The 15044-nt window shown below is 47.5% G+C and carries 7 protein-coding genes; 4 read left to right on the forward strand and 3 right to left on the reverse strand.

Annotation, left to right across the window (positions count from 1 at the left end; genetic code table 11):
* Positions 1–41 precede the first annotated feature (41 nt).
* The 4 genes from A3860_RS35950 to A3860_RS35965 all read left to right on the forward strand — a co-directional run bounded on the left by A3860_RS35950 (position 42) and on the right by A3860_RS35965 (position 11897).
* Positions 42–4124 carry a two-component regulator propeller domain-containing protein gene (locus A3860_RS35950; RefSeq protein WP_081155428.1) on the forward strand — a complete coding sequence of 1361 codons (4083 nt, stop codon included), beginning with the start codon at positions 42–44 and terminating at the stop codon, positions 4122–4124.
* Between the two features lie 387 nt (positions 4125–4511).
* Positions 4512–7616: a SusC/RagA family TonB-linked outer membrane protein gene (locus tag A3860_RS35955; RefSeq protein ID WP_081155429.1), complete on the forward strand. Its 3105-nt coding sequence runs from the start codon at positions 4512–4514 to the stop codon at positions 7614–7616.
* A gap of 18 nt (positions 7617–7634) precedes the next feature.
* On the forward strand, positions 7635–9332 hold the full coding sequence (locus tag A3860_RS35960; RefSeq protein WP_081155430.1) for a RagB/SusD family nutrient uptake outer membrane protein: 1698 nt from the start codon (positions 7635–7637) through the stop codon (positions 9330–9332).
* Between the two features lie 108 nt (positions 9333–9440).
* Positions 9441–11897: a sugar-binding domain-containing protein gene (locus tag A3860_RS35965; protein WP_081155431.1), complete on the forward strand. Its 2457-nt coding sequence runs from the start codon at positions 9441–9443 to the stop codon at positions 11895–11897.
* 113 nt (positions 11898–12010) lie between these two features.
* On the opposite strand, the gene bla is transcribed toward A3860_RS35965, so the two are convergent.
* The 3 genes from bla to A3860_RS35980 all read right to left on the reverse strand — a co-directional run bounded on the left by bla (position 12011) and on the right by A3860_RS35980 (position 14953).
* Complete coding sequence (gene bla / locus A3860_RS35970) at positions 12011–12874, reverse strand: subclass B3 metallo-beta-lactamase (RefSeq protein WP_394334803.1); 864 nt, start codon at positions 12872–12874, stop codon at positions 12011–12013.
* Between the two features lie 239 nt (positions 12875–13113).
* Entirely contained in the window at positions 13114–14205 is a 1092-nt protein-coding gene (locus A3860_RS35975; RefSeq protein ID WP_081155433.1) for an RICIN domain-containing protein, read from the reverse strand.
* 247 nt (positions 14206–14452) lie between these two features.
* On the reverse strand, positions 14453–14953 hold the full coding sequence (locus tag A3860_RS35980) for a DinB family protein (protein ID WP_081155434.1): 501 nt from the start codon (positions 14951–14953) through the stop codon (positions 14453–14455).
* Between the last annotated feature and the right edge of the window lie 91 nt (positions 14954–15044).

The raw sequence follows: 15044 nt of genomic DNA on the forward strand, positions 1-15044 counted from the left end.
CCTATTTTTAACCCCTAACGATATACAGAAAGGGGGGATCAATGTGCCATAAAGCCAGCCGCATTTTTATACTATTACTACTGCTCACCACGCGACTGCTCGCAGAAAATTATCCGGTCAAATACCTTGGTATTGACCAGGGCCTGTCGAATAATGTCGTAATTACAATTTATCAGGATTACAAGGGTTTTATGTGGTTTGGCACCTACGACGGGCTGAACCGCTATGATGGTTACGGTTTTCGCATTTTCAGAAATGTTATTGGCGACAGTACCTCCCTGAACAACAATACTATTTACACCATTGAAGGTGATAAGGAAAATAATATCTGGGTAGGCGGGCTCAAAGGCGCCTGCGTGTTTGACCCCGCTACTTCCAGTTTTTCAAGGCTGAAATTCAAACCATACAACCAGTATAAAGGACAGTATGTACAGGATAATGTGCACACGATCAAAGCCCTCGCCGATGGGTATATGCTCATCGGTTCCCAGCAAAGCGGCTTACTGGTATTTGAGAACAAACGAACTTCCGGCACGCAGCTCCCGGTATTGCACGACAACATGCTCGATACCCGTTACGATGTAACGGCCGTTGAACCCGATGCACAGCACAACACGGTATGGGTATTTATTCAACAGGTTGGGCTTTGCAAATACGATCATTCAAAAAGACAACTGGAGTTGGTGAGCACGGTGATTAAACAAGCCAACTGTTTAAAAGCCGATAAACAGGGCAACCTGTGGCTGGGGAATGAAAACGGTTTATACCGGTACAGCATTTCAACCAACAGCGTTTCAGCCAATTACCTGCCCTACCGCAGCAAGATCGTGAACCTGTATTTTGATAAACAATCGGTGCTGTGGATTGGCTCCGATGGCGATGGATTGTTGCAACTGCCCGCAGGCGCTACCCAGGCAAAGCCCTTTGTTTCATCAACCGGCCGGCCATTGGTGAACAGCAATGCCGTGTACTCAGTGTATGAAGATGCCGATGGCCGCAAATGGATCGGTACATTGCGCGGCGGCGTTAACATGATAGAATCCCGCACCAGTTCATTCACGCACATTACGTATAATACGCCGGATAACGACAACCCCATCAACAACTTTATTTTGTCGTTCTGTGAAGATGAAAAGAATAATTTATGGATCGGCACCGATGGTGCCGGTTTGCGGTACTGGGATAGAAAGAAAAACAGTTATACCCAATACACCAATAACAGCGCCGGCAATAACTCCATCAGCAGCAATTTCATCACCAACATTGTAAAGGATTACAACAACGATATCTGGGTGTCCACCTGGCTGGGGGCTGTCAATCGCTTCAACAAAGCGAACGGCACCTTTACCCGGTACGATTGTTACAACCCGGTAACGCATGAAAAAGAGAACAACGTGTGGTTGTTGTACCAGGATGCGCAAAACCGGCTTTGGGCCAGCGCTACCAATGAAGGCAGCCTGTATTTGTTCAACCGGCAAAGCAACCAGTTCGACCTGTTCGATAATACCATCAACAACCTGCAATGCATTGCCGAAGACCGGGAAGGCGGCTTTTGGGGCGGCAACTATTCTACCCTCATACAAATAGACCGTACTAATAAACAACACCGCCAGTTTAACATTGGTTATACGATCCGTTGTATCCATGAAGACAAAAAACAGAATTTCTGGGTAGGCACCCAGGAAGGCGGCCTGTTGTTATTCGATCGCAAAACCGGAAAACACAAACGCTTTACCACCAGCGATGGCTTGCCGGGCAATACCATTCTGCGCATGCTCGAAGATGCAAACGGCAATTTATGGTTAAGCACCTACAACGGGTTGTGCCGGTTCAACCCCCAAACAAAAGCCTGCCGCAATTTTTCTCATTCCGACGGATTGCAAAGCAACCAGTTCAGTTTTAATGCCGCGCTGATCTTATCATCGGGCGAATTCCTGTTTGGCGGCATCAAAGGATTTAATATTTTTTACCCCGATAGCATCCGGGACCACAAAGAACAACCCGCCCTCTTCTTGTCAGGACTTAAAATAAACAATACACCGGTTGAAGGAAATGAACAATATGTAACGGCCCGCAACCTCGATCGCATTGATGAGGTCACCATTCCATTTTCACAGGCGGTTTTGTCGCTCGATTTTCTGGCGCTGGAATATTCCGGGGCCGACAAGATCAATTACGCCTATTATTTACAGGGCTGGGATAAGGACTGGAATTATGTTGACCGCATAAGAACAGCTAACTATTCGCGCCTGCAGGAAGGGAAATACCTGTTCAAGGTAAAGATCATGAACCCCGATGGCACCTGGGGCCCCGAGACCAAACTGCTGCAGATCATTGTGCTGCCGCCCTGGTACCGCACCTGGTGGGCCTATTTATTTTATATAGTATGTTTTGGCGCCATTATATATTTATACATCCGCTATACCCGCACCCAGGAACGGTTAAAGTATGAGATAAAGCTGGCGCATGTTGAGAATGAAAAGGAAAAAGAGCTGATGGAAAGAAAGCTCACCTTCTTTACCAATATTTCGCATGAGTTCAGAACGCCGCTGTCATTAATTATAAATCCCGTACGCGAAGCGATCAATAACGACAAAAACGCCCCCCGCAACGACCTGAAGACGGCCTACCGCAATGCCCGTCGCCTGTTGAGCCTGGTTGACCAGTTGTTGCTTTTCAGAAAAGCAGACAGCGGTTCCGACACCTGTAAAATTTCCGCGATCGATATTATTCAATTGTGCGATGAAGTGTACCAGTGTTTTGTACACCAGGCCCGTACAAAAAACATCGATTACCAGTTTACGACCACTACGCCCTCGCTTACCATTTATGCCGATTATGAAAAGATAGAGATCGCCCTGTTCAACCTGCTTACCAATGCGTTCAAGTTCACGCCCGAAAACGGGGCCATCACGTTTAGCGTTCGGGAAACAGATAACACCGTGGAGCTCGACATTCGCGACACCGGTTGTGGAATTGAAGCGGCCGACAGCCAGCGTATTTTTGAAAAATTTCAGCAGGCCGGCCATGGCAAACGGCAATCGGGTTTTGGTATCGGGTTATTCCTGGTGAAGCAATTTATTGAAAGCCACAAAGGCACCGTTGTTTGCAACAGCGTCATCAACGAAGGCACCTCCTTTACCATTACTTTATTCAAGGGCATCTCGCACCTGCCTTCCAACTACGAATATGTAGCCACCGATACTACAGAAAAGAACAAGCTGTTGCAGGAGCTGGCTGCCGGCGTGGAGCAACAAACCGAAGAAGAAGCAGAAGAGGTGCCGGTAAAAAAAGACGGCAAACAGGCCGAAGAAGTGGTGACCCAAAAAAGATCGATCCTGCTTATTGACGATAACAAGGAGATCACCCATTACCTGCAACTGATCTTTGAGAACAATTACCTCATTTATTCGGCCGACAACGGCGACGACGGGTACAAGCTGGCCATGAAGCATGTTCCCGACCTGGTGATCAGCGACATCAACATGCAGGGCATGGATGGCGTTGAACTATGTACCAAATTGAAACAAAGCGAGCTGCTGGGCCATATTCCCGTTATTCTGTTGACCGGTTCTACCAACAACGATATGAAATTGAAAGGTATTGAAGGCGGAGCCGACGATTACATCACCAAGCCTTTTGATAAAACCCTTTTGCAGGCCCGGGTAGAAACCATTTTGCGGAACCGGAACCTGTTGCAGCGCTTCTTCTTCGACAGTATTACGTTGAAAGAAACGGAAACAAAAGTGCCGGCCGAATTCCAGGAATTTTTGCGAAAATGCATTTCGGTGATCGAACAGAATATAGATACCGAAGACTTCACCATAAAGAAGTTCTCGAAAGCGATGGGCATGAGCCACCCGGCCTTATATAATAAGGTAAAGTCAATTTCGGGGCAATCACTCAATGCGTTTATCCGCTCCATCCGGTTACGGCGGGCAGCCGTGCTGATGTTAACCGAGAACATGAACATCAGGCAGGCCGCCTTCCAGGTAGGCATCAATGACGTACGTTATTTCCGCGAACAGTTTGTGAAAGTTTTCCATATGACCCCGTCGGAATACATCAAGAAGTACCGGAATTCGTTTAATAGAGACCATAATGTGATAAAAAGTGACTTATGAGGATTTAGGAATATGAAGTAGGAAGTAAGAGGTAGGATGTAGGAAGATAATATTAAGGTGAGTTCGCTACTAATTGCGAAGCTCACCTTTTTGTTTTCCTGCAATTATTCAGGAGCCTTAAGTATGATTCTCTTCTTACTTCTTATTTCCTACATCCTACCTCAAAAATCTTACTCTCTGAAAACTATCATTTACCACCTTCAGATTCACCCAAAAACAATCACTCTCCTGTAAATTACCCCCCTTCTTTTAGTGATTTACCCCCTGTTTGCCCCCCACATGCAGCCTACTTTGCATATGTAAACAGCCGATTACAAAAGAGAACACCTCAAATCGACCGGTGACGGCTGCGGAAGATTATTTTTTTAACCTAACGAGCTTGTTCGTATGAGACAATTGCAACTGACAAACAGGGCAGTCTGTAAACCCTTTTACAGGTTCGCCCCACAGCTTCTTCTCCTTGGTTTCTTACATCTTATTACATTATCGCTTTTTGCCCAAACAACCGTTAAGGGCAGAGTGACATCGCCGGAAGGGCCTTTACCCGGTGTTACTGTGACAGTTAAAGGGACCCAAAGCTCCACCATTACAGATGCGAATGGAAAATTCGCCATTCAGGCGCCGGAAAAGTCAACCCTGGTATTTACCCATGTAAACTTCACCACCCAGGAAATGGCGGCCGGAAGCGACATGGAGATCACCTTATTAACTTCCAAGTTGGTCGACATGTCGGAAGTAGTGGTGGTAGGTTATAACACCCAAAAGAAGGCTACCCTCACCGGTTCTATTTCTGTAGTGAAAGGCAGCGACATTGTGAAAAGTCCGAACGTGAATGTTTCCAACTCACTGGCCGGCCGTTTTTCAGGGGTTATGATCAACAACCGCAGTGGTGAACCTGGTTATGATGGTTCATCAATAAGAATTCGCGGTTTGGCTACCATGGGGAGCAATGATGTTTTAATTGTGGTGGATGGCGTACCCGGACAGATCGGCGGGTTGGAAAGATTGAACCCGATGGATATTGATAATATTTCGGTATTAAAAGATGCATCGGCCGCCATTTACGGAAGCCGCGCGGCCAACGGCGTTATCCTGGTAACTACCAAACGGGGTAAAGTAGGAAAAACGACGCTGTCGTTAAGCTATGATCATGGCTTCTCCTCACCCACCCGGTTGCCAAAGATGGCTAATGCATCAACCTATGCCACCATCACCAATGAAATTGCTTATTACAATAACCCCTCGGGCGGTATGAACCAGCAATATTCCGCTGCGGAGATCCAGAAATTTGCCGATGGTTCCGATCCGCTGAACTATCCCAATACCAACTGGGCAAAGGCAACACTGAAAAATTCAGTAGGCCAGGATAATGCAAATATTGGCATCGCGGGTGGTTCAGACAATATAAGATACTACCTGGGTGCCGGCATGGTGAGCCAGGATGGCTTGTATAAGAACGGCGCTACCAAATACAAACAATACAACTTCAGGGCCAACATAGATGCGAATATCAACAAAGACTGGAAAGTGAGCACCTCTTTATCGGGCCGTGAAGAAGACCGGCAATACCCTACTACAGGCGCAGGCACTATTTTCCGCTCTATTTACCGGGCGTATCCAACCATTCCGGCCTTCTATCCCAATGGGCTGCCTTCAAACGGTATCGAAGGCATGAACCCGGCCATGATGGCAACCAGCATCGGCGGCCTAAACAAAAATCCCACACAGGTATTCAATGGTATTCTGAAAAGTACGTACAACATTTCGGTGGTACCCGGGCTATCGGCAGAAGGCTGGTTTGCTGTTGATAAATCATGGAGTTTCGGTAAGACCTTCTCTACCCCTTACGTATTATACTCGTACGACAAAACCGCCAATACGTACAATCCACGGATAGTAGGTGGCAACAACAATGCCGCTTCATTGAACGAAAGCCAGGCAAACCAGTCGCAGCTTACCTCACACATCCGCATGAATTACGTGAACAGCTTTGGCAAACATAACATCAATTCATTTGTGGGTTATGAGCAAAGCGAATTGCGCACAGAAACGTTTGGTGCTTCCCGTATAAATTACCCAACTACGCAAACACCCGAATTATCACAGGGCGGAACCGCAGCCACTGACCGGGATAATACTGGCGGCAGCTATCATTTCACCCGTAAAAGTTATTTGGGAAAAGTTTCGTATAACTATGATGAAAAATACCTGTTCGATGCACAGATGCGTATTGACGGGTCTACCACCTTCCCCCCCAGCAAACGCTACGGCTATTTTCCTTCATTTTCTGCCGGCTGGCGCATTTCGAACGAAGCGTTCATGCGGGATGTTACCTTCGTGAGCGATCTGAAACTGCGGGCATCCTGGGGTGAACTGGGTAACGATAATATTAACTCGTTCCAGTACTTCAACAACTATTCGTTCAACAGTCAGGTGGTATTGGGCTCTGGTATTGTACCGGGTATAGACCTTACCAAAATTGCCAATAAGGAAGTTCACTGGGAAACAGCCCGTAAAACAGACATTGCGCTGGAAGGTATTATCATGAAAAACCTCTTTTTTGAGTTGATCTACTTCCGCCAGAAAAGAGCCAACATCCTTACCACCCGCAATGCATCGATCCCCAACGTAAGCGGTATTGTGAGCCAGTATGGCAGCGACCCGCTTGTGCCTGATGAAAATATTGGTAAAGTGAACAGCAATGGATATGAAGTAAGCCTGGGGTATTACAACAAAAACGGAAAATTCCATTATGGCGGCGGCGGTAATTTCACCTTTGCCCGAAGCAAGGTCATTTTCATGGATGAAGCACCGACCGTAATTGACTATCAAAGAAAAACCGGCAAACCTTTAGGTACGCAGCTGTTATATAATTCTATGGGTATCTTCCGTACTGCCGATGAAATTGCCAAATACCCGCACCTCAGCGGCGCTCAACCCGGCGATCTCATATTGCAGGATTATAATAACGATGGCAAGATCACGGCCGATGATCAGGTACGCACCAAATATGGCAATATTCCCGAGATCACCTATGGCTTTATGTTGACCGCTGATTATAGTGCATGGGACATCTCCATTTTATTTGCCGGACAAGCACATGTAAGTCAGTTCGTATTACCCGAAGCCGGTACAGTGGGCAACTTCTACAGCAGCTGGGCCGATAACCGCTGGAGCCCCACCAACCCCAACGGTAGTTACCCACGTGTTGAAACCAGAACTTCATCAGGTGTGAACGGTGGCAATAACCCAAGCACTTTCTGGCTGAACAATGCTTCTTTCCTGCGGTTGAAAAACGTGCAATTGGGCTATAATGTTACCAACCCCATATTGTCAAGAATGAAGCTGCAGTCAATGCGCGTATACGTGAGCGCATTCAACCTGTTCACCATTACGAAAGTGAAAGATTACGATCCGGAAGGCGACAATTACAGCGGACAGTTCTATCCACAACAACGGATCGTGAACGTAGGTATCGGATTAAGATTCTAAACATTCAATTGCCATTACATGAAAACAACATTGTTTCGAAATATAATATACACAGCTGTTATTGCAACAGCGATCACCTCGTGCAAGAAAGATTTCCTGACTGTTCAGCCCACTGACCGCGTTGCATCAGACGCCATCCTGGCCGACTCGGGATTGTTTGAAGATTACGTATACGCCCGGTATGTAGGTATTCGCTTACAGGATAAAGAAGGCGACGGCACCAACCCCGGTTTTGGCCGTGGGTTCGAATATGCCATGTGGAGCTCACTCACCGATGAGTCGATCTATAACAATAATGATAACACCTGGCTGGTACAACAAGGTTTGCTGGCGCCCGAAAATACCGGTATTGCCGGAACCATTTGGGGCCGCAGCTATCGCGGCATTCGCGATTGTAACTTCGCCATCGGCAATATTGCCAAAGTAACCATGAGCGATGCGCATAAAAGCAGATTGCTGGGTGAGCTGAAATTCATCAGGGCATTCCGCTACCACGACATCATCAGGAATTATGGCGGCGCTATATTGATGGGCGATACCGTTTATACCCTGAACGACAACCTGCAAAATGATGCGTTGTTCAAAAGAGCTTCGATCAAAGAATCTATCGACTATGCCGTAGCGCAACTCGATGATGCAGCTGCTTTGTTGCCGGTTAATAATGATGGAACCTGGTTACTGGGCCGGGCCACCAAAGGCGCAGCGCTGGCTTTGAAGTCAAGACTGTTGTTATATGCAGCCAGCCCATTGTATAACGCAGGCACCTGGCAGGCAGCAGCAACCGCAGCCCAGGCCGTTATCAGCCTGAACAAATACGGTATTTATACCGGCGGCTATGGCAACCTGTTCCTCATAAATGACAACAACGAGGTCATTTTTGAAAGACTGTACACCAAGAACGCCAACCATACCCACCTCGAAATAGCAAATGGTCCTAACAGTTATGGCGGCTGGGGTGGCAACCTGCCTCTGCAGAACCTGGTTGATGATTATGAAATGGACAACGGTAAACCCATTACCGATGGTACTTCGGGTTACAATGCACAAAACCCCTACGTTAACCGGGACCCACGCTTTTATGCAACCATATTATACAATGGCGCCACTTACCGCGGCAGCACCATTGACACCTATACGCCCGGTGGTAAAGACAGCAAGGATGGTCCTGATAACTGGAACACCTCAAAGACCGGTTATTACCTGAAGAAATTTATGAACGATGCCTATCCGCTGCAAAACCCCTGGGGCAATGCAGGCTTTCAGCCCTGGATCTACATCCGCTACGCTGAAGTATTGTTGAACTTTGCCGAAGCTTCCAACGAAGCATATGGCCCCGATGTAGTACCTTCCGGTTCAACCTTATCGGCCCGCGCAGCTGTTAACCTGGTAAGGCAAAGAACGGGTGTGAACATGCCAGCGCTGGCAGCCGGTATGTCGCAGTCGGCCATGCGCGACGCTATCCGGTACGAACGCCGGGTTGAGCTGGCCTTTGAAGAACACCGGTTCTATGATGTAAGAAGATGGAAGATCGCCGACGTAACAGAAAACAAACCCGCAGGTGGTATCACCATCGGTAAAAGCGGCAGCACGTTTACGTATACAACCAAGGTGGCACTCGATGGCCGTAAGTTCGAGACCAAACATTACTGGCTGCCGATCCCCCGTGCAGAGATCCAGGCCAGCAATAACAAGATCACACAAAACACTGGATACTAATATTACAGCAGAACGCATTTCCTGTATGTAAAACCCGGAAAGAGGCTGTTGCCATACAGCCTCTTTCATTTAGGGCCCTGAGCCTGTAAAATCTTAACATTTGAGGATATGATCTGGATTCGAAATTATTTTAAGTTGTTGTGCCTGCTATTGCCGGTTTTTGGCATTGCCCAGGAAACCAGGCAGCAACAATTGTTCAATGCAGACTGGAAATTTCATAAAGGCGAAGTGGCCGGTGCAGAAAAGACCGCTTTTAATGATGCCAGCTGGCGCACACTGAACCTGCCACACGACTGGAGCATTGAAGGTCCCTTCAGCAATGAATGGGCAAGCGGTACCGGTTACCTGCCGGGCGGCATTGGCTGGTATCGTAAAACATTTACCCTTCCTGCCAACTATGCCGGCAAACAGGTATACGTTTATTTCGATGGCGTATACAAGAACAGTGAAGTATTTATCAATGGCCATTCCGTTGGCAAACGGCCCAATGGTTTCATTCCTTTTCAGTATGAGCTTACAAAGTTTTTGCAGCCGGGCAACAACACGATTGCCGTAAAAGTCGACCACACCACTTTTGCCGATTCAAGATGGTATACCGGTTCGGGCATTTATCGCAACGTATACCTGATAGCCGCCAACCCGGTGCATATTGCCCAGTGGGGCGTAGCATTCAGCACCCCGGATGTTTCGGCAACCAGCGCTACTGCCAATATTAAAGTGACCGTGGCGAATAGCGCAAAAGCTAACAAGCCAGTAACCGTGCAATGTACGTTATTAGATAAAGAAGGCAGATCAGTTGCCACTGCACAGAAAAATATTACAGTTGGAACCGGCAAGCCTACCCAGGCCGATTGCTCCTTTACGGTTGCCAACCCGGCCTTATGGTCAATTGACAATCCCAATTTGTATACCTTACAGGTAACGGTGACCGAAAGCGGTAAAAAAACAGATGAATGGACCGATAAGGTAGGCATTCGTTCTATCCGCTACGATGCCAACAAAGGATTTTTCCTCAATGAAGTAAGCACCAAATTACTCGGTGTTTGTATACACGACGATGCCGGTGTGCTGGGCGTAGCCGTTCCACAGGAAGTGTGGGTCCGGCGGTTCCGTACCCTGAAAGCAGCCGGTTGTAATGCAATCAGGCTGAGCCATAACCCGCACGCCGACTATTTGTACAAATTGTGCGATGAAATGGGTTTTGTGGTGATGGACGAAGCGTTTGACGAATGGGAAGTGGGCAAGAACAAATGGATCAAAGGCTGGAACAACGGCAAACCGGGCAACGATGGGTATCATACCTATTTTGCAGAATGGAGCGACAAAGACCTGCGCGATATGATCCTGCGCAACCGCAACCATCCTTCCATCATTATGTGGAGCATTGGCAATGAGATCGATTATCCCAATGACCCGTATACCCATGAGATCCTGAACACCGGCAACAATCCGCAGATCTATGGAAGAGGATACGATTCCTCCCATCCGGCGGCTGCCCGTTTAGGTGAAATTTCCAAACGCCTGGTACAGATTGCCAAACAATATGATACCACCCGCCCCATCACGGCCGCACTGGCCGGTGTGGTAATGTCGAACACCACCAGCTATCCCGGTAACCTCGATATTGTGGGGTATAATTACCAGGAATACCGCTATGAAGAAGACCACCAGCAATATCCCAACCGCGTAATATACGACAGTGAGAATGGCATGCGCCTCAGCGCCTGGAATGCCGTTGGCAACAATCCATACATTGCCGGACAATTCCTGTGGACGGGTATTGATTACCTCGGTGAAGCAGGCAACTGGCCCAACCGCAGCAACACCGCCGGTTTACTCGACCTCGGTGGTTTTGTAAAACCCGAATATTATTTCCGTCAAAGCATCTGGACGTCGAAACCCATGATCTATATGGGAACAGCGCCTATTCCGAAAACGGAAGACAATGGCATCTGGAGCCACAAACCAGCCGCGCCCAAATGGACGGGTACCGATGGCGATTCCATTCGGGTGAACTGTTTCACCAATTGCTCAGCAGCCGAGCTGTTCCTGAACGGGCAATCATTAGGCAAAAGATCAATGGCCGATGCAAAGAACCGCATCTTATGGTGGAACACGGTTTACCATCCCGGTGAGTTGGTGGTGAAAGGATACAACGCGGGTAAGGAAGTAGCGCAATATACCCTGAACACAACGGGCAAGGTAACAGCCATTGTAGCTACGCCATATAAAGATCCGTTGATAGATGCATCAACCGGTTTAAAACAAATTGAAGTTACCTTCACCGATGACAAGGGACGGCGGGTATACGATGCAGAAAATCCTGTTACCGTAAGTATCACCGGTGGCGCTACCCTGCTGGGTATTGAGAACGGCGATGCCAATGATACCGGCGATTATCATGCCGCTACCCGGAAGGCAAAGAACGGCGTACTGATCGTATATGTGCAACCAAATGCAAAAAACGAAGGGTATTCTATAAAGATCGAATCACCCGGTATGCAACCGGCATATCTCAAAACTTTCAGGGAAGATAGTGAAGTGATAAAAAAATTATCGCGTTAAAAATAGTGAGTTCATCCTCTCTTGAACACACCTTCAAAAAAAGGCCCCGGTAGTAATGCCGGGGCTCTTTTTTGAAGGTGGGCCGTTCGCCAGCTGGCGCACGACTCACCCTATTAGTTATTCTGCAATTTCAGGTAATCCGCTTTTCGTTCATCGAGTGTTTTATCATACATACTTCTATCGGCAAATACTTCCGGGTTATAGGCATCCCCATCTTTTCGCTTATTATGTAACCCGAACTGACTGGCGTGGGAAGCCACCCACAGATCGAATTGTACATTTTTCATCGCGTCCAGTGTATAGCCAAAATCCCTGTTAATATCGGGATAGCCCGGCATGCCGCTCATTTTTGAACCTGGTAAAATGGTGGGAATATTGGCAATAAGCACGGTATATGACTTTTTTTCATCTTTCACAGTCAGCAGGTAACTGCACGAACCCTTTGTATGCCCCGGGTGGTGCAACAGCTCCAGCTTCGTTCCACCCAAACTGATCGTATCGTGGTCTTTTAATAATTTGTCGGCTTTTACCGGCAGGTACAGGGCGCCTTTGCCACCAAAATAGTAATCTGAGTTACTGCCATCTTCCAGCGCTTTGGCGTCTTTTTCATCAATCCACATTTTGGCTTTAGTTAGTTTCTTTACCTCCGCCATGCCGGCTACGTGATCGAAATGCGCCTGCGTTGTAAGTAATATTTTAATATCCGAAAATTTGAACCCTAATTGTTCGATGTTCTTTTTGATCATGGGTACCGATTCGGCCAGGCCTGTATTGATAAGAATATGTCCTTTGGGCGTTGCGATCAGGTAACAACCCAGGTCGTAGGTGCCCACATAATACAGATTGCCGGCAATGCGGAATGGTTCGGTGGGGTCGCTCCATTCTTTGTTGTTCATGGGTAAGGGGGCTAATTTCTGCGCATGGATGTCGGTGTGGATTGTCAACAAGAGGAGTACGGGAATAACCAGTTTTTTTATCATTTGATTAGTGTTTAACCAGGTTTATCAGGAAAATTTTTCCGACAATAAAAGTAAATGTTCAAATGTAAAAAAGAATTGTAAAATTGAAGTAAGAAATAGGAAGTAAGAAGAGGCCTGTTTTTGGGACTTGCGATTATGGGCGAGGCCGGAAGTCAGGACCCTTCCTACGTTTTACCTCCTACTTCGTATCCCTATGTCCTCTGCATTAACAAATTATCCAGCTATCACTCCGGAACTCACATTCCATCGGCGCGCATCGCCCAAATCATTTTCACATGGCGGAAGGCGTTGGCTTCTGACCATTCATTATCGTAATTCAATCCATATGGCCAGAAGTGGCCGCCGCCGGTATTGATCACCGCGCTAGGTCCGTCGAAGGAGTGAATGGCATCCACTGCCGTGGTGCCCACAAATAAACCACCCGAAATATTGGCTGTCCAGCCTGAGGAAAGCCCTACCCCATACGTATGGCCGATCTCATGCATGGCAGTGCGCACAGCCTGGTAGCTGGCGGTAGGTCCAAACCGGATATTGCCTGTAGTACTTCCATCTGCAGTGGCCACACCGGTATTGTATTCAACCGTAAGGGTGCGGGCCGGCCAGTCGGCGAGTGCGTTGTAACGGGCACAGGCGTCGTTCATGGCATTGGTAATACGGGTTTGCACATCCGGGGGAACACCGGTGCTGGTGAGCGTCCAGGTTAGCTGTCCGCTATGGGTAACTTTTAACAGGCCCCATTGCTGGTTTTCGCCGCCCCAGTAAGTCCATTGCGCTACATTGGCGCCGGGTGATTCAGATTGTGCGGCCACATCAAGGTCCCTGCCGCTGTTGCGGTTAACAATGCGGTAATACCCATCGCTGGTGGCAATGAATTGCCATTGCTGGTTATCGGCGCCGGAATAATCCAAGATACTTACATTGTCGCCATCGGCTGTGCCACTCTGGTATACTTCCAGTGCGCGGCCGCTTTGTACGCCGATGATGGAATAATAACCGCCCGGAAGTTGGGTAAGCGTCCAACGTTGGTTGGTGCCGCCGGTTCCACCCCATTGTAATACGTTAGAGCCATTGGCTGTTGCGGCTGAGGCCACATCGAGCACCATACCGCTTTTGCGGTTCACAATAAGAAAGGTGCCATTGTCCAGGGTTTGTAAAGTTTCTGAAGCGGGCACTCTTGCAGTTACCAGGGGATCTGCTTTTGTAGTACCGGTAGTTTCCGTGGTTGGGTCTGTGGCAGGTTCTACATTTTTTTTACAACTGCCCAAAAACAATACGGGCGCAAGGAATAATAAGGCAAATATGCGTTGCACAAGCAATCTGTTTTTCATACAAGGTTTAATTTTAATAAGTGATTAGTTGTATGAAACGTCCATCCCGATGTAATCGGGATGGAAAGTTCCATCTGGCTAAAACAAACAATAAAAAATTTCCCGATGAAAATACAGAGCTGCAAAAACCCGCAATGGGGTGGATTTAATATAAAAAGGGGGGCTATTTAATTATTTTCTGATTTTGAGATTTAGAGATTTCGGTCCCGATTGCAATCGGGATCAAAATTCCGAAATCTCAAAATATCTAAAATGGCGCCGCAGTTTGGCTAACCCAACGGGGCGCCGCTTCATGTGTACCTTGCCGTAATAACAGGTTCAACTGTGCGGTATGATGTTGTACATGACGCATGTTGTATAAAAGCATTTCGAAAAGGCTGTAATCTTTGAATTCACTTATAAAACGTTTTGTTGACAGTTCACCGAACGTACACCTCGTAAGTTGATCACGTAATTTTCCGCGTACATACTGGCAATAGGCCAGCAACTCCTGTTTTTCGTATATCCGTTCGGGCATGCCGTCCTCCTCGAAATCGGTTTTTGTAAAAGGGGCCGGCGGCATAAAGTCTTTTTCCATGGGCGTTTCATCGCTCAGGTAATAATCTGTCCAGAACAGGGTATGAAATCCCAGATACCAAAAATTTGCGTCGTTCTGCCACAGGTTACCGGGGCAGGCGGTCAATGCATTTTCCAGCATGTCGATGGCTGCGCCGAATTGTTGCCACAACTGGAGATTTAATGATTCCATAAAACAAATATAATGTTGCCGCTAAAGGTTACAAACAGGCATATTGAAGTTATAAAAAAAACGCCGCTCATCACATAAATACAAAATCTAC

This window comes from Niastella vici, assembly GCF_002077945.1.
GTDB classification, from domain to species: Bacteria; Bacteroidota; Bacteroidia; order Chitinophagales; family Chitinophagaceae; genus Niastella; species Niastella vici.

What these genes read in the sequence shown, in the direction of transcription:
- A3860_RS35950 (WP_081155428.1), top strand. Translation starts at nt 42, where the DNA reads ATGTGCCATAAAGCCAGCCGCATTTTTATACTATTACTACTGCTCACC.
- A3860_RS35955 (WP_081155429.1), top strand. Translation starts at nt 4,512, where the DNA reads ATGAGACAATTGCAACTGACAAACAGGGCAGTCTGTAAACCCTTTTAC.
- A3860_RS35960 (WP_081155430.1), top strand. Translation starts at nt 7,635, where the DNA reads ATGAAAACAACATTGTTTCGAAATATAATATACACAGCTGTTATTGCA.
- A3860_RS35965 (WP_081155431.1), top strand. Translation starts at nt 9,441, where the DNA reads ATGATCTGGATTCGAAATTATTTTAAGTTGTTGTGCCTGCTATTGCCG.
- A3860_RS35975 (WP_081155433.1), bottom strand. Translation starts at nt 14,205, where the DNA reads ATGAAAAACAGATTGCTTGTGCAACGCATATTTGCCTTATTATTCCTT.
- A3860_RS35980 (WP_081155434.1), bottom strand. Translation starts at nt 14,953, where the DNA reads ATGGAATCATTAAATCTCCAGTTGTGGCAACAATTCGGCGCAGCCATC.